We start from the raw sequence: 14,017 nt of genomic DNA on the forward strand, positions 1-14,017 counted from the left end.
CGGCTGTCGGGCTGTCTGACAGGTTCACGGGTGAGATGTTCCGGGTTGCGGGAGGAGACTGTCAAGGTTTCGGGAAAGGAAACATTCACGGGGTGCGACGCCTGAATGTGCAGGCATCACACCCCGTGGTGGTGCGAGGACGGACCGGACCGGTGCGGCGGTGGCAGGTCAGGCGTTGATGGTGCCCGTGGCCAGGAGGCCGAAGACCGCCAGGCCGATCACGATCCGGTAGATCACGAACGCGTTGAAGGAGTGCTTCGCCACGAACTTCAGCAGCCAGGCGATGGAGCCGTAGGCGACCACGAAGGAGACGATCGTGCCGACCGCCAGCGGGGCGGCGCCGACGCCCGCGCCGAGGGCGTCCTTGAGCTCGTAGATACCGGCGCCGGTCAGGGCCGGGATGCCGAGGAAGAAGGAGAGGCGGGTGGCGGCGACGCGGTCCAGGTCGAGGATGAGCGCGGTGGACATGGTGGCGCCGGAGCGGGAGAAGCCGGGGAAGAGCAGGGCGAGGATCTGGGAGCAGCCGACCAGCATCGCGTCCTTGAACGAGGTGTCGTCCTCACCGCGCTTGTGGCGGCCCATCTGGTCCGCGCACCACATCACACCGGAGCCGACGATCAGCGAGCCGCCGACCACCCAGAGGGAACCGAGCGCACCGTCGATCAGCGGCTTCGCGGCGAGGCCCACCAGGACGATCGGGATCGTCGAGTAGATGACCCACCAGGCGAACTTGTAGTCGTGGTGGTAGCGCTCCTCCTTGTTGGTCAGACCGCGACCCCAGGCGGTGACGATCCGCTTGATGTCCTTGAAGAAGTACACGAGCACGGCGGCGATGGCGCCCACCTGGATGACGGCGGAGAACCCGACGACGGACTTGTCGTCGACGGGGATGTTCATGAGCCCCTCGGTGATCTTGAGGTGGCCGGTGGAGGACACGGGGAGGAACTCGGTCACCCCCTCGACGACACCGAGGACGACGGCTTGACCGACGGAGATGGCGCTCATGGGATCCAGTTCTGCAGAGTTTGGTCGACAGTGCTGTAGACAGTTTTACAACGGCCGGGCGTGAGGCAAGTTCTAGGCCCAGAGGGCCTGGGCGATCGCGACGCCGGCGAAGGCCGCCCCGAGTCCCGCCACGAGGCTCGCGACGACGTTGGCGGCAGCGTAGAGCCCGGCGCCGGTCTCGGTCAGCCTGAGGGTCTCGTACGAGAACGTCGAGTACGTCGTCAGCGCCCCGCACAGCCCGGTTCCCAGGAGCAGCTGGAGATGGGGGCTCGCGGCGCCCGCGGAGGCCGCGCCGGTCAGCAGGCCCAGGATCAGGCAGCCGGTGACGTTGACCACGAAGGTGCCCCAGGGGAAGACGGAGTCGTGCCTGGCCTGGACGGCACGGTCGGTGAGGTAGCGGAGCGGAGCACCGACGACGGCACCGAGCACGACCAACAGCCAGTTCACAACGACTTCTTACCTTCCGCGTCCGTTTTGGTCGTGTCGTCCGTGCGGCCGACGTACCTGATGACCTCGCAGTCGTCGAGGGTGACGAGACCCTCGGTCACCAGTTCGTCGAGCTGCGGCAGGAAGTCCCGGACCCGCTCCTCCGTGTCCACGATCACGACCGCCACCGGCAGGTCCTCGCTGAGCGACAGCAGCCGGGCGGTGTGGATGCGGGAGGAGGCACCGAAGCCCTCGATGCCCCGGAAGACGCTGGCGCCCGCGAGGCCGGCCCGGTGGGCGCGGTGCACGATCTCGGTGTAGAGGGGCTTGTGGTGCCAGATGTCGTCCTCGCCGATGTAGACGGTCAGGCGCAGGGCGCGGCCGGTCAGTCTCGTCATCGCTGCCTCCGGGTGAGGACACGGCGGGTCGCGGTGGCCGCGCACCACACCGCCGCCATGGCCGCGCACAGGGTCGCGGCGAGATAGGCCAGGCCCGTGGCGGGGCGGCCGTGGTCGACCAGTTTCTGGATGTCGACGGCGTAGGTGGAGAAGGTGGTGAAGCCGCCGAGGACGCCGGTGCCGAAGAAGGGGCGGACCAGGCGGTGCGCGGGGAGCCCTTCGGTGATCAGGACCAGGAACGCGCCGATCACCGCGCAGCCTACGACGTTGGTCCAGAAGGTCGCCCAGGGGAATCCTCCGGCCGCGGTGGGCAGGGCCAGGGCGAGCGCGTAGCGGGCCACCGCGCCGGTCGCGCCGCCGACGGCGACCACCGCGACGACGGGAGCCTGGGTACGCCACTCGGACCGGCGGCGCGGGGCCGGCCGGACACGGAGGCTCTCGGCTTCCGGGGCTGTCATCGGTCGTACGTCTCCTGTTCGGCACCACCCCGACGGGGTTCGGCACCGCACCGACGGGGGCAACAGGCTACCGCCGGGCGTACCCGCCGGTCACTTCGCGGTGGGGGCCGCGCAGACCGCGATGCCGGGCTCCCAGACACTGCCGAGGACCAGGTGGCGGCCGGTCCGGCAGACGCTGGTGACCATACGGAAGCCGGAGTGCCGGCGCGCGAGGTGGTGGACGACCCTGCCGTGGTCGTCGAGGGCCACGACGGCGACGGTGCCGACGGGCCGGTAGGGGGCGTGCACGGCGGCGCGCGCGGCCGCCCTGCGGACGGCGGGCGGGGTGCGGTGCAGGACGTCGAGCGCCGGGTTGCGAGGGCCGGCGAGTGCGACCCAGGTGAGGTCGCCGTCGCGCCACATGTTGTCCGGCATCCCGGGGAGCTCGGCGAAGAACTCGGCGCGGCCGGTGCGCGGGCCGGTGAGCCAGTAGCGGGTGAGGCGGTACGCACCGGTCTCGGCCACGATCAAAAACGTGCCGTCACCGCTCACGACCAGTCCGTTGGCGAACTGGAGCCCGTCGCAGGCCACTTCGGGCTCCGTCGCGCCGGGGGCGAGGCGCAGCAGGCGGCCGGTGCCGCTGTGCTCGACGATGTCGCCGATCCAGCGGTCGAGGGGGAAGCGGCGGCTCGACTCGGTGAAGTACACCGTGCCGTCGGGCAGGGCGACCACGTTGCTCGCGAACCCGAGCGGCTCCCCCTCGACGGAGTCGGCGAGCACGCGCACTACTCCGTCGGTGAGGCCGACACGCAGCAGACCGCGCTCCGCGTCGCAGACCAGCAGGTCGCCGTCCGGGAGGAGTTCCAGGCCCAGCGGGCGGCCGCCGGTCTCGGCGAGCACCCGCACCCTGGCGGTGTCCGGGTCGCCGAGGTCGTCCAGACGCAGGATGCGGCCGTCCTCGACGCCGGTCAGGACCCGGCCTTCCGGATCCGTCACCACGTCCTCCGGGCCGCGGCCGCCGACGGCGATGTAGTGGAGGGGGAAGAGGCGTTCGGGACGGTCCATGGATCCCATACTGTCAGGCGGAACCGGTCTCACCAGCCCTTCTCGAACATCCGGGCCACCTCGGCGATCCGGATCTCGTCGCGCCGGTAGTAGGTGCGGTGCCGGATGCGCTTGGAGCGCAGCAGGCCGAGGCGGGTCAGCAGGCCCAGATGGGTGCCGGCGACCTTGCGGGAGACGCCGAGCTTGGCGGCGACGGCCCGGGCGGTGACACCGTCCTCGACGAGGTCCGCGTGACGCTGGGGCGGGAAGTGGGCCGTCGGATCCTTGAGCCAGTCCAGAATCTCCAGGCGACTCACGCTCTTTGCGTTCCTCAGCATCCGACCGGCCTCCGTCCCTGCCTCCTCGTAGTTCGTTTTCCCACTGTCGCGCAGCCGAAGCCCCCACGTCAGGGACTCGGGGACCGTTGTCCGAGATCGAACGGCCGTACGAGATCGACCGGTGGGGAACTTGCCTCCGCAACGTGCCGCGGGCAGGGCTGAGGGGCCCGACCGTCCCCTTACGGCCGGGCCCCCGTCAGTGGTGGTTCAGCGGTGGCTGAACCAGGCCATGGAGGACAGCGCCTTGTCGTCGTAGCCGAACAGGGCCTGGTTCTCCCAGCCGTTGCCGGAGCTGGCGTCGGTCGGATCCCAGCCGTTTCCGGTGACGGCGGTCCAGGTCGCCTCCCAGTAGAAGACGCCGAGCCCGCGGCCGTTCGGGACGGCCTCGACGATGTTCGCGACGGCGTTCATCCAGGCCAGCTGGCCGGCCGCGGTGGCCGGGTAGCCGGTGACCAGTTCGCTGGTGGTGTCGATCTGGTTCTCCAGCGAGTCGTCCTGGGCGAGGGTGAACGGGTAGGCCGTCTCGGCGACGAAGACCGGCTTGCCGTAGCGGGACGCCACGTCGTCCAGGGTGGTCTGGGCGGCGGCCAGCGAGCCGTGCCAGTAGCCGTAGTACGACAGCCCGATCACGTCGTAGTCGATGCCGTAGGTCTTGGCGTTGTCGAACCACCAGCGGACCGTGGCGTCGTCGCCCGCGTTGGCCAGGTGCAGGGCGACCTGGGTGCCGGAGGAGACCGCCTTGGCCGCGCTGTAGCCGGAGTTGATCAGGCCGGCGAGCTGCGACCAGTTGCTGGTGGAGCCCTCGGACCAGAGCATGCCGCCGTTGATCTCGTTGCCGATCTGGACCATGTCGGCGGTGGTGCCCTGGGACTTCAGCGCGTTCAGGACGTTGTACGTGTGGTTGTACACGTCGGTCTTCAGCTGGCTGTAGGAGTCGTTCGCCCAGGCGGCGGGCTTGGTCTGCTTGCCCGGGTCGGCCCAGCTGTCCGAGTAGTGGAAGTCGACCAGCAGCTTCATGCCGGCCGCCTTGATGCGCTTGGCCATGGCCAGCACATGCGCCTTGTCGTTGTAGCCGTCGGCCGGGTTGACCCAGACCTTCAGGCGCGCGTAGTTCATCCCGGCGTTCTTGAGGATGGTGACCGCGTCCCCGGTGGTGCCGGAGCTGGTCTTGTAGACACCGCCCTTGGCCTCGCTCTTGGCCAGTGACGAGATGTCGGCGCCCTTGATGGCCAGGCCCGTCGAGCCGGAGGCGAAGGTCAGGTCGTCGACGTTGATCCAGTTGCCCGCGTTGGCGTCGGAGTTGATGCTGACCGTGCACTGGTTGTTGGTGACCGCGATCGAGGTGACGATCCGGACCCAGCTGCTGGTGGAGACCGGCAGGTCGGTCTTCTGCTCCGAACTACCGCAGTTCTTCAGGGATATGTAGGCGGAGTTCTGGCCGCCGCTGGAGCGGACCCAGGCGGTGAGCGTGTAGGTGCCGTTGGTCAGCCCCGACAGGTACTGGTACGTCTCCACCTTGTAGGCGGAGGCCGAGTAGTGGGTCAGGCGGTAACTGCCGCTATGGCCACCGGACTCGGTGTACGAGGCGCCCGTGTCGCCGTACTCCGACCAGCCGGCGGGGCCGGCCACACCCGCACCGTCCGACTCGAAGCCGCCGTTGGTGAGCGTGCTCGCCGCCTGCGCGGACTGGGCGGGCAGGGTGATCAGGGCGAGCCCGGCCGCGAGCGGCAGCAGCAGGGCTCTGATGGTGCGTCTGGGATGGAACATCATCGTCCGTCGTCCCTTCGACGTGACTGGGGAGGGGGTTCCTCCGGCGGGGCCGGAGGAGTGCCCCTCCGCCCGCGGCTCTCGTGGCACGCGCGGACGGAGGGGAGTCTCGGCGGACCCGGGCACGGCCGGGCCCGGCCCGCGACCGGGTTCAGCCGTCGAGTCGTACGACCCGGACGGCGCCCGCCGGGACCGCCAGATGGCCCGCGGCGCGCTCGCCCGTCAGCAGTTCGGTGCCGTGCGCCTCCAGGGGCACCTTGGCGTCGGTGGCGGTGTGGTTGATCGCGAAGAGGAACGTGCCGGACTCGCCGGTGCGGCGGACCACCTCGACATCGCGGGGCAGATCGGCGCGGGGCGCGATCCGGGCGTCCTCGGCGGCCCAGCCGAGCAGGGCGTCCAGGCCCTGCGCGTCGAGCCGGGTGGACACGTACCAGGCGGTGCCCTCCCCCAGCTGGTGCCGGGTGACCGCCGGGCGGCCCGCGGTCAGGCCGTCGGCATACGTCCAGACGGTCTCGGCACCGGCCGGGACGACGAACTCGGTCCACACGTCGCCGGTCAGCTCGGAGCCGTCGGGGCCGGTGAGCCGCACCCGCTGGTCCTTCAGCAGCGGTGAGAACTCCTCCACGGTGAGGCCGAGGACGTCGCGCAGGGTGCCCGGGTAGGCGCCCTCGTGGACGGCGTCGTGCTCGTCGACGATCCCGGAGAAGTACGAGACGACCAGCGTGCCGCCGTTCTCGACGTACTCCCTGTGGTTGTCCCCGGCCGCCTCCGTCATCAGGTACAGAGCCGGTACGACGACAAGGGGATAGGCCGACAAGTCGCTTTCCGGGTGGGCGAAGTCGACGGTGAGGTGGCGGTCGTAGAGGGTCTCGTAGAACGCGTCGGCGCGCTCGCGCGGGTCGTGGTCCTCGCTGGGGCGCCACTGCAGGTTCTGCGCCCACCAGGACTGCCAGTCCCAGAGGACGGCCACGTCGGCCCGGGTGCGGGTACCCCGGATCTGGGCCAACGAGTCGAGGGACGCGCCGAGTTCGACGACCTCGCGCCACACTCGGGTCTCGGTGCCGCCGTGCGGGAGCATCGCCGAGTGGAACTTCTCGGCGCCGCGCCGGGACTGCCGCCACTGGAAGAACATCGCGCCGTCGGAGCCGCGGGCCACGTGGGCGAGGGAGTTGCGGGCCATCTGGCCGGGGGCCTTGGCGGGGTTGCGGGGCTGCCAGTTGATGCCCGAGGTGGAGTGCTCCAGGAGCAGCCAGGGGGCGCCGGCGGCGACGGAGCGGGTGAGGTCGGCGGCCATCGCCAGGTTGACATGGGTACGGCGGCCGTCGGTGATCAGGTAGTGGTCGTTGGTGACCAGGTCGACCTCGCGGCCCCAGGCCCAGTAGTCCATGGAGTCGCACTGGCTGAGGGCGGTCATGAAGTTGGTGGTCACCGGGACGCCGGGCGAGAGGCGGTGCAGGATGTCCCGCTCCATGCGGAAGTTCTCGCGGATGGTGGCGTCGGCGAACCGCTTGTAGTCGAGGTTCTGGCCCGGGTTGCCCACCGTCGGGGTGGAGCGCGGCGGGTTGATCTGCGCCAGGTCCGTGTAGTGCTGGCCCCAGAAGGCCGTGCCCCAGGCCTTGTTGACCCCGTCGACCGTGCCGTACGTGTCCGCCAGCCAGCGGCGGAAGTGGGCGGCGCAGGAGTCGCAGTAACAGGCCGAGACCGGGACGCCGTACTCGTTGTGGACGTGCCACATCGCGAGGGCCGGGTGGTCGCCGTAGCGCTCGGCGAGTTTGGTGGTGATCGCCGCGGCGGCGGCGCGGTAGTCGGCGTTGGAGTGGCAGATGGCTCCGCGCGAGCCGAACTCGTAGCGGACGCCCTCGGCGGTGACCGGCAGGGCCTCGGGGTGCGCCCGGTAGAACCAGGCGGGCGGTACGACCGTGGGCGTGCCGAGGTCGACGCGGATGCCGTTCTCGTGCAGCAGGCCGAGGATCCGGTCGAGCCAGCCGAAGTCGTACTCCCCCGGCGCCGGCTCCAGCAGGGCCCAGGAGAAGATCCCGACGCTCACCATCGTGACGCCGGCCTCGCGCATCAGCCGGACGTCCTCCTGCCAGACGTTTTCCGGCCACTGCTCGGGGTTGTAGTCCCCACCGAAGGCGAGCCTGGTGAGGCCCTTGGGGGTGGTCTCCGGCATGGATCTCTCCCGTTGAGTCGATCATTTGGGAACGTGCACAGACATGATTGGCGGCACGAGCCCAACATAACCGCACAGCAACAACCATTGACAAGTGTCCGGGATGTTTCTCTACTGTGAACGCTCACAGAGCATGGCACGGACTCGCGACGGGCGAGAATCCGGGTCTGAGAACGCTCACACATCATCTGCATGGCAGGTTCCCGCGACGGGCGGGGACCCAGGTCAGGGGAGAGATCCATGCCCAACACGAAGCGCGCTCGCCTCGTGGCATCCACCATCGCCATAGCCCTCGGCGCCACCGCCCTCGCCGCCTGCGGCTCCTCCGACGGCAGCAAGGCCGACTCCGGTCCGGTCAACCTGACGTTCTGGAGCTGGGCGCCCGGCATGGACAAGGTCGTCGACCTGTGGAACAAGGGTCCGGGCAAGAAGGACCAGATCACGGTCACCTTCAAGAAGCAGGCCTCCGGCGACACGCTGGTCACCAAGATCCTCACCGCGCACAAGGCGAAGACCGGCCCCGACCTGGTCCAGGCCGAGTACCAGGCGCTGCCGACGCTGGTCAGCAACGGCGCCGTCGCCGACATATCGAAGGAGATCGGCGACGCCAAGAGCAAGTTCGCCGACGGCGTCTGGGGGCAGGTCACGCTGGGCACGGACGCGGTGTACGCGGTGCCCCAGGACATCGGCCCGCTGATGTTCTACTACCGCGCGGACCTCTTCAAGAAGTACGGCCTGACGGTCCCCACCACCTGGGACCAGTTCGCCGAGACCGCCCGCGCGCTGAAGAAGAAGGCGCCGGACGTCGACCTGACCACGTTCTCCGCCAACGACGCCGGCCTCTTCGCGGGCCTGGCCCAGCAGGCCGGCGCCAAGTGGTGGACCACCTCCGGCAACAAGTGGAAGGTCGGCATCAACGACGCGGCCACCCAGAAGGTCGCCAATTTCTGGGGCGGCCTGGTCAAGGAGGGCGCCATCGACAACCAGCCGATGTACACCCCGGCCTGGAACAAGGCGCTCGACACGGGCAAGCAGATCGCCTGGGTCTCCGCGGTGTGGGCGCCGGGCGTGCTGACCACGGCCGCGCCGTCCGCCAAGGGCAAGTGGGCCATGGCCCCGCTCCCCCAGTGGTCCGCGAACGAGGACGTCACCGGAAGCTGGGGCGGCTCCTCGACGGCCGTCACCACCGACTCCAAGCACCAGGAGGCCGCGGCCAAGTTCGCGGCCTGGCTGAACACCAACGGTGACGCGCTCGACACGATGGCCAAGGAGGGCGGGATCTACCCCGCCTCCACCTCCGCCCAGCTGAGCGGTGCCTTCTCCAACCCGCCGGCCTACTTCTCGAACCAGGCGGACTTCTACACCAAGGCCGCCGAGATCGCGAAGACCACGGCCGCCTCCGCGTGGGGCCCGAACGTGAACGTCGCCTACACGACCTTCAACGACGCGTTCGGTACCGCCGCCAAGAACAAGTCGGACTTCGTGACCGCCCTGAACACCATGCAGGACGCCACGCTCGCCGACATGAAGAAGCAGGGCTTCGGAGTTTCTCAGTGACCAGCCCCGCCGGCCGGAGGTCGTACGGGGTCAAGGGGGCCCCGTACGCCTTCCTCCTCCCCGCCGCCTCTCTCTTCTCGCTGTTCTTCGTGCTGCCCATCGGGTACGCGGTCTGGCTCAGCTTCCGCCAGGTGCACGTCTCCGGCCTCGGCCTGGGTGCGGGTGCCCGTAAGGAGGTCTGGGCCGGCCTGGAGAACTACAAGGACGCCCTCACCGACAACGAGTTCTACGACGGTGCGCTGCGTGTCCTCGGCTACGGCTGCATCGTCGTCCCGGTGATGCTCGGCCTCGCCCTCGTGTTCGCCCTGATGCTCGACTCCGAGCGGGTCCGCCTCGCCCCGTTCACCCGGCTCGCGATCTTCCTTCCGTACGCCATTCCCGGCGTGGTGGCCGCGCTGCTGTGGGGCTTCCTGTACCTGCCGGCCGTCAGCCCCTTCTACTACCTGCTCGACAAGCTGCACCTGCCGCAGCCCGACCTGCTGAGCGGCGGGCCGCTGTACCTGGCCCTGTCCAACATCGCGATCTGGGGCGGTACCGGCTTCAACATGATCGTCATCTACACCTCGCTCAGGTCCATCCCGGCCGAGGTGTACGAGGCGGCGAAGCTGGACGGCGCCTCCCCGCTGCAGATCGCCCTGCGGATCAAGATCCCGATGGTGGCGCCCTCGCTGGTGCTGACCTTCTTCTTCTCGATCATCGCGACGCTCCAGGTCTTCAACGAGCCGATGACCCTCAAACCCCTCACCAACTCGGTCAGCACGACCTGGAGCCCGCTGATGAAGGTCTACATGGACGCCTTCGCCAAGGGGGACATCTACTCGGCGGCGGCCGAGGCGACCCTCATCGCCCTCGCCACGCTGGTGCTGTCCTTCGGGTTCCTGCGGGCCGCGAACCGCCGCAACAGGCAGGAGGCAGCACAGTGAGTTCTCTCGCCGTCCGCAAGGCCGCCCCGGCGGCGGGTACGACGCCGGGTACCGCCCAGGGCCCGCCGCTGCGCCGCCGTGTCGCCCTGATCCCGACGATCACTCTGCTGCTCGGCGCGGTCTACACGCTCCTCCCGGTCGCCTGGGTGGTGATCGCGTCCACCAAGTCCGGCAGCGAACTGTTCTCCACGTTCACCTTCCTGCCCGGCACCGGACTGATGGGCAACCTCAAGGATCTCAACGCCTACCGCGACGGCGTCTACTGGAAGTGGATGGGCAACTCCGCCCTGTACGCCGGTCTGGGCGCCCTGCTGTCGACGGGCGTCTCGGCCTTCAGCGGCTACGCCCTGGCGACGTACCGCTTCAAGGGCCGCGAGGCGATCTTCAACGTGCTGCTCGCGGGCGTGCTGATGCCCCCGATCATCCTAGCCGTCCCGCAGTACCTGCTGATGGCCAAGGCCGGTCTCACGGACTCCTACCTGTCCGTGCTGCTGCCGCAGATCCTCGCCCCGTACGGCGTCTACCTCTCGCGCGTCTACGCGGCCGCGGCCGTACCCGCCGACGTGGTCGAGGCCGGGCGGATGGACGGGGCGAGCGAGTGGCGGATCTTCACACGGATCGCGCTGCCGATGATGATCCCCGGCATGGTGACGGTGTTCCTGTTCCAGTTCGTGGCCGTGTGGAACAACTTCCTGCTGCCCTACATCATGCTGAGCGACGACGAGAAGTTCCCGATCACCCTGGGCCTGTTCACGCTGCTCCAGCAGGGCAACAGCCAGCCGGCGCTGTACACGCTGGTGATCACGGGGGCGTTCCTCGCGGTGATCCCGCTGATCGCGCTCTTCCTGGTCATTCAGCGCTTCTGGAGCCTTGACCTGCTGTCCGGGGCCGTAAAGTCATGACCATGAGCAGCAGCAGTACGGGGGGCCGGCGAAAACCGCCGACGATCCACGACGTGGCGCGCGAGGCAGGGGTCTCACGAGGCACCGTCTCGCGCGTGCTCAACGGCGGGCACTACGTCAGCCCCGCCGCGCAGGAGGCGGTCAACGACGCCATCCGCCGGACCGGGTACGTCGTGAACCGGCACGCCCGGTCGCTGATCACCGGGCGTTCGGACTCCATCGGCTTCCTGCTGACCGAGCCCCAGGAACGGTTCTTCGAGGACCCCAACTTCAATGTGCTGCTCAGCGGTTGCACCCAGGCGCTGGCCGGGCACGACATCCCGCTGCTGCTGATGCTGGCGGGCACGAAGGACGAACGGCGGCGGATAACGCGGTACATCACCGCCGGGCACGTCGACGGGGTGCTGCTGGTCTCCAGCCACTCCGGCGACCGGGTCGCCGAGGAACTGCGCGAGGCGGGTGTGCCCCTCGTGCAGTGCGGCAAGCCCATGGGGCCCGGCACCAAGGTGAGTTACGTGGCGGCGGACGACCGGGACGGCGCCCGGGACATGGTCCGGCATCTGCTGGATGTGGGCCGCCGCCGGATCGGCATGATCACCGGTCCGCTGGACACACCTGGCGGTGTCGACCGCCTCGCCGGGTACCGGGAGGTGCTCACGGAGGCGGGCGTCGAGTTCGACGAGGGGCTCGTCGTCTCCGGCGACTACAGCCGGGCCAGCGGCGAGGCGGGCGCCGAGCGGCTGCTGGCGCAGGCCGCTGACATGGACGCCCTGTTCGTGGCCTCCGACCTGATGGCGCAGGGTGCCCTGGCGGCGCTGCACCGGGCCGGCCGGCGGGTGCCGGATGACATCGCTGTCGGCGGTTTCGACGACTCGGTCGCGGCGACGGAGGCGGTCCCCGCCCTGACCACGATCCGCCAGCCGTACGACCGGATCAGTGCGGAGATGGTGCGGTTGCTGCTGGCGCAGATCGGCGGTGAGGATCCGGCGGCGGTGATCCTGCCTACGGAACTGGTGGTCCGCGACTCTGCGTGAACGCTCCGCTGGGGGTGCCGGGAAAGGTCGTCGGGCGTCTGCTGCGCCGTCGTGGCTGGGCGCGCCCACGCGGCGGAGCCGCATGTTCGATCCAGCTCCGCACCCCTTCGGGGCACTGGCCCTGCCAGAGTCGGTCAGGATCGGAGAAGCCCCGGCGGGCTTCCCCGGCCTAGCGTGGGATCACCGACGGGGAAGCCGTCGGGTCACGTATCCCAGAAGGAGAAGGCCCCATGACCGCAGGCATCCAGACGATCATCTACCCCGTGAAGGACGCGGAGCAGGCCAAGGCCGTGTTCGGGGCGCTGCTGGGCGTGGAGCCGTACGCCGACACGCCGTACTACATCGGGTACAAGGCCGCCGGGCAGGACGTCGGTCTCGACCCGAACGGGCACGCCCAGGGGCTGACCGGGCCGACGCCGTTCTGGCACGTCACCGATCTGCGGGAGCGGCTCGCGGCGCTGGTGGAGGCCGGTGCCGAGCTGGTCCAGGACGCACGGGACGTCGGCAACGGCCGTCTTGTCGCCTCGGTGAAGGACGCCGACGGCAACATGGTGGGCCTGCTCCAGGACCCGGTGGCCTGACCGTCGTACGACTGCTTGCACCCGCACTAGTTGCACACTCAACAGTTGGCTGAAACGGTGCTACGGTGCGGGTATGGCAGTCAAGACGGCCGAAGCCCGGCTCGAGGAACAGTGGCGGGACATCCTGTCGGTGCACGCGCGCACGATGTGCGAGATCGACCGGGCGCTGCATCCGCACGGGCTGGGCGCGAGCGATTTCGAGGTGCTCGATCTGCTGGCCACCGAGTCTCCCGCCGAGGGCGACCACTGCCGGGTGCAGAACCTGGTGGGACGGGTCCATCTGAGCCAGAGCGCGCTGTCGCGGCTGATCGGGCGGCTGGAGAAGGACGGCCTGGTGGAGCGGTCGGTGTGTGTCGAGGACCGGCGGGGCGTGTGGGTGGCGCTCACCGCGAAGGGGCGCGCGCTGCACGCCGAGGTACGGCCGATGCAGCGGGCGGTGCTGGAGCGGATGCTGGCGGGTCCGGTCGGCTGACGTGCGCTGACATGACGTCCGCCGGCGTGGCGGGCAGCTTACGTGGCGGACGGCTAGAGCAGGAACTCGATGCCGTCCGGGAGGACTTCCACCCCCTCCTCGGCCACCTGGGCACGGGCCCGGGAGGCCGGGTCGACCAGGGGGTTCGTGTTGTTGAGGTGGGTGTAGATCCGGCGGGTGCGCGGGTGCCTGGCCAGCGCGGCCAGGCTGCCGTGCGGGCCGGAGACCGGTAGACGGCCCATCGTCGCCTGCCCGGGACCGGAGCGGACCGCGGTGCCCATCTCGTCGGCGGTGAAGAAGGTGCCGTCCAGCAGGACGCAGTCGGCCTCCGCGCACAGGTCGTCGAGCACGTCGCTCCAGGCACCGACGCAGGGTGCGTAGAGCAGGACTCCCCCGGTGGCCAGGTCCTCGACCCGGTACGCCGTGACCCAGCGGCCGTCGGCTCCGGCAAGCGCCGCCGGTACGTACTTCGGGGCCTTGGCGCTCACCGGATGGGCGGTGACGACCAGCCCGCCGGCCAGCACGAACCCGCCGTCGGCCAGGCTGTCGGCCCACTGCCAGGGGGTGTAGCGGTCGAGGGCGCCCCGGGCCGGGGCCAGGATCTCCAGCACCGGCGGGGCCGCGTAGACCTTGAGGTCCGGTGCCCCGTGCAGCACGGTCAGGCCGGTGACGTGGTCGGCCTCGGCGTCGGTGAGCAGCACTCCGCGCAACGGGGTCTCCCTCGGGCCCGGTCCGGGCCACAGCGCGGCGGTGGCGGTGAGCTGGGCTCGGATGTCCGGGGAGGCGTTGAGCAGCCACCAGTCCCGGCCGTTGCCGGTCAGGGCCACACACTCCTGGGTACGGGAGGGCAGCTTGCCGTCCCGGGCGGCGGCGCACAGCGCGCAGGCGCAGTTCCACTGCGGGAACCCGCCACCGGCTGCGGTGCCCAGCAGGACGACCCTCACGACGATCCGCCCCTCT

Annotated in this window: 15 protein-coding genes; 6 read left to right on the plus strand and 9 right to left on the minus strand. The window is 69.9% G+C overall.

Annotated features, from left to right (window positions below):
* Nucleotides 1-168 precede the first annotated feature (168 nt).
* From ACIRR9_RS41030 to ACIRR9_RS41065, 8 genes are all read right to left on the minus strand, one after another.
* Nucleotides 169-1,005: an undecaprenyl-diphosphate phosphatase gene (locus tag ACIRR9_RS41030; protein ID WP_365345753.1), complete on the minus strand. Its 837-nt coding sequence runs from the start codon at nucleotides 1,003-1,005 to the stop codon at nucleotides 169-171.
* 72 nt (nucleotides 1,006-1,077) lie between these two features.
* Nucleotides 1,078-1,452, minus strand: coding sequence for a fluoride efflux transporter CrcB (crcB, locus tag ACIRR9_RS41035; RefSeq protein ID WP_384557770.1), 375 nt, complete (start codon nucleotides 1,450-1,452; stop codon nucleotides 1,078-1,080).
* Nucleotides 1,449-1,829: a DUF190 domain-containing protein gene (locus ACIRR9_RS41040; RefSeq protein WP_384557768.1), complete on the minus strand. Its 381-nt coding sequence runs from the start codon at nucleotides 1,827-1,829 to the stop codon at nucleotides 1,449-1,451. The genes crcB (ACIRR9_RS41035) and ACIRR9_RS41040 overlap by 4 nt, the downstream gene beginning before the upstream one ends.
* Complete coding sequence (gene crcB, locus ACIRR9_RS41045) at nucleotides 1,826-2,287, minus strand: fluoride efflux transporter CrcB (protein WP_403763251.1); 462 nt, start codon at nucleotides 2,285-2,287, stop codon at nucleotides 1,826-1,828. Before crcB (ACIRR9_RS41045) ends, ACIRR9_RS41040 begins: the two co-directional genes overlap by 4 nt.
* A gap of 90 nt (nucleotides 2,288-2,377) precedes the next feature.
* Nucleotides 2,378-3,331, minus strand: a complete 954-nt coding sequence (locus tag ACIRR9_RS41050) for an SMP-30/gluconolactonase/LRE family protein (RefSeq protein WP_403763254.1) — start codon at nucleotides 3,329-3,331, stop codon at nucleotides 2,378-2,380.
* Nucleotides 3,332-3,360: 29 nt separating this feature from the next.
* Nucleotides 3,361-3,648 carry an ArsR family transcriptional regulator gene (locus tag ACIRR9_RS41055; RefSeq protein WP_403763257.1) on the minus strand — a complete coding sequence of 96 codons (288 nt, stop codon included), beginning with the start codon at nucleotides 3,646-3,648 and terminating at the stop codon, nucleotides 3,361-3,363.
* Nucleotides 3,649-3,855: 207 nt separating this feature from the next.
* On the minus strand, nucleotides 3,856-5,415 hold the full coding sequence (locus tag ACIRR9_RS41060; RefSeq protein WP_403763451.1) for a glycosyl hydrolase 53 family protein: 1,560 nt from the start codon (nucleotides 5,413-5,415) through the stop codon (nucleotides 3,856-3,858).
* A gap of 151 nt (nucleotides 5,416-5,566) precedes the next feature.
* A complete protein-coding gene (locus ACIRR9_RS41065) occupies nucleotides 5,567-7,588 on the minus strand; it encodes a beta-galactosidase (RefSeq protein ID WP_403763259.1) in 2,022 nt (673 codons plus the stop codon).
* A gap of 240 nt (nucleotides 7,589-7,828) precedes the next feature.
* On the opposite strand from ACIRR9_RS41065, the gene ACIRR9_RS41070 reads away from it, so the two are divergent.
* From ACIRR9_RS41070 to ACIRR9_RS41095, 6 genes are all read left to right on the plus strand, one after another.
* A complete protein-coding gene (locus tag ACIRR9_RS41070) occupies nucleotides 7,829-9,145 on the plus strand; it encodes an ABC transporter substrate-binding protein (RefSeq protein ID WP_403763262.1) in 1,317 nt (438 codons plus the stop codon).
* Complete coding sequence (locus ACIRR9_RS41075) at nucleotides 9,142-10,068, plus strand: carbohydrate ABC transporter permease (RefSeq protein WP_403763264.1); 927 nt, start codon at nucleotides 9,142-9,144, stop codon at nucleotides 10,066-10,068. The genes ACIRR9_RS41070 and ACIRR9_RS41075 overlap by 4 nt, the downstream gene beginning before the upstream one ends.
* A complete protein-coding gene (locus tag ACIRR9_RS41080; RefSeq protein WP_403763267.1) occupies nucleotides 10,065-10,970 on the plus strand; it encodes a carbohydrate ABC transporter permease in 906 nt (301 codons plus the stop codon). The genes ACIRR9_RS41075 and ACIRR9_RS41080 overlap by 4 nt, the downstream gene beginning before the upstream one ends.
* 2 nt (nucleotides 10,971-10,972) lie before the next feature.
* Complete coding sequence (locus ACIRR9_RS41085; RefSeq protein ID WP_403763270.1) at nucleotides 10,973-12,004, plus strand: LacI family DNA-binding transcriptional regulator; 1,032 nt, start codon at nucleotides 10,973-10,975, stop codon at nucleotides 12,002-12,004.
* A gap of 230 nt (nucleotides 12,005-12,234) precedes the next feature.
* Nucleotides 12,235-12,585 carry a VOC family protein gene (locus ACIRR9_RS41090; RefSeq protein ID WP_384557752.1) on the plus strand — a complete coding sequence of 117 codons (351 nt, stop codon included), beginning with the start codon at nucleotides 12,235-12,237 and terminating at the stop codon, nucleotides 12,583-12,585.
* A gap of 73 nt (nucleotides 12,586-12,658) precedes the next feature.
* Nucleotides 12,659-13,057, plus strand: coding sequence for a MarR family winged helix-turn-helix transcriptional regulator (locus ACIRR9_RS41095; RefSeq protein ID WP_403763273.1), 399 nt, complete (start codon nucleotides 12,659-12,661; stop codon nucleotides 13,055-13,057).
* A 53-nt stretch (nucleotides 13,058-13,110) separates the two neighbouring features.
* On the opposite strand, the gene pqqB is transcribed toward ACIRR9_RS41095, so the two are convergent.
* Nucleotides 13,111-14,001: a pyrroloquinoline quinone biosynthesis protein PqqB gene (pqqB, locus tag ACIRR9_RS41100; protein WP_403763276.1), complete on the minus strand. Its 891-nt coding sequence runs from the start codon at nucleotides 13,999-14,001 to the stop codon at nucleotides 13,111-13,113.
* Between the last annotated feature and the right edge of the window lie 16 nt (nucleotides 14,002-14,017).

This window comes from Streptomyces sp. NPDC101234 (genome assembly GCF_044767525.1).
GTDB classification, from domain to species: Bacteria; Actinomycetota; Actinomycetes; order Streptomycetales; family Streptomycetaceae; genus Streptomyces; species Streptomyces sasae.

Coding starts and splice junctions, on each gene's coding strand:
- ACIRR9_RS41085 (WP_403763270.1), top strand. CDS start 10,973: ATGAGCAGCAGCAGTACGGGGGGCCGGCGAAAACCGCCGACGATCCAC.
- ACIRR9_RS41050 (WP_403763254.1), bottom strand. CDS start 3,331: ATGGACCGTCCCGAACGCCTCTTCCCCCTCCACTACATCGCCGTCGGC.
- ACIRR9_RS41040 (WP_384557768.1), bottom strand. CDS start 1,829: ATGACGAGACTGACCGGCCGCGCCCTGCGCCTGACCGTCTACATCGGC.
- ACIRR9_RS41090 (WP_384557752.1), top strand. CDS start 12,235: ATGACCGCAGGCATCCAGACGATCATCTACCCCGTGAAGGACGCGGAG.
- ACIRR9_RS41055 (WP_403763257.1), bottom strand. CDS start 3,648: ATGCTGAGGAACGCAAAGAGCGTGAGTCGCCTGGAGATTCTGGACTGG.
- ACIRR9_RS41095 (WP_403763273.1), top strand. CDS start 12,659: ATGGCAGTCAAGACGGCCGAAGCCCGGCTCGAGGAACAGTGGCGGGAC.
- ACIRR9_RS41030 (WP_365345753.1), bottom strand. CDS start 1,005: ATGAGCGCCATCTCCGTCGGTCAAGCCGTCGTCCTCGGTGTCGTCGAG.
- crcB (WP_403763251.1), bottom strand. CDS start 2,287: ATGACAGCCCCGGAAGCCGAGAGCCTCCGTGTCCGGCCGGCCCCGCGC.
- ACIRR9_RS41070 (WP_403763262.1), top strand. CDS start 7,829: ATGCCCAACACGAAGCGCGCTCGCCTCGTGGCATCCACCATCGCCATA.
- ACIRR9_RS41060 (WP_403763451.1), bottom strand. CDS start 5,415: ATGTTCCATCCCAGACGCACCATCAGAGCCCTGCTGCTGCCGCTCGCG.
- ACIRR9_RS41065 (WP_403763259.1), bottom strand. CDS start 7,588: ATGCCGGAGACCACCCCCAAGGGCCTCACCAGGCTCGCCTTCGGTGGG.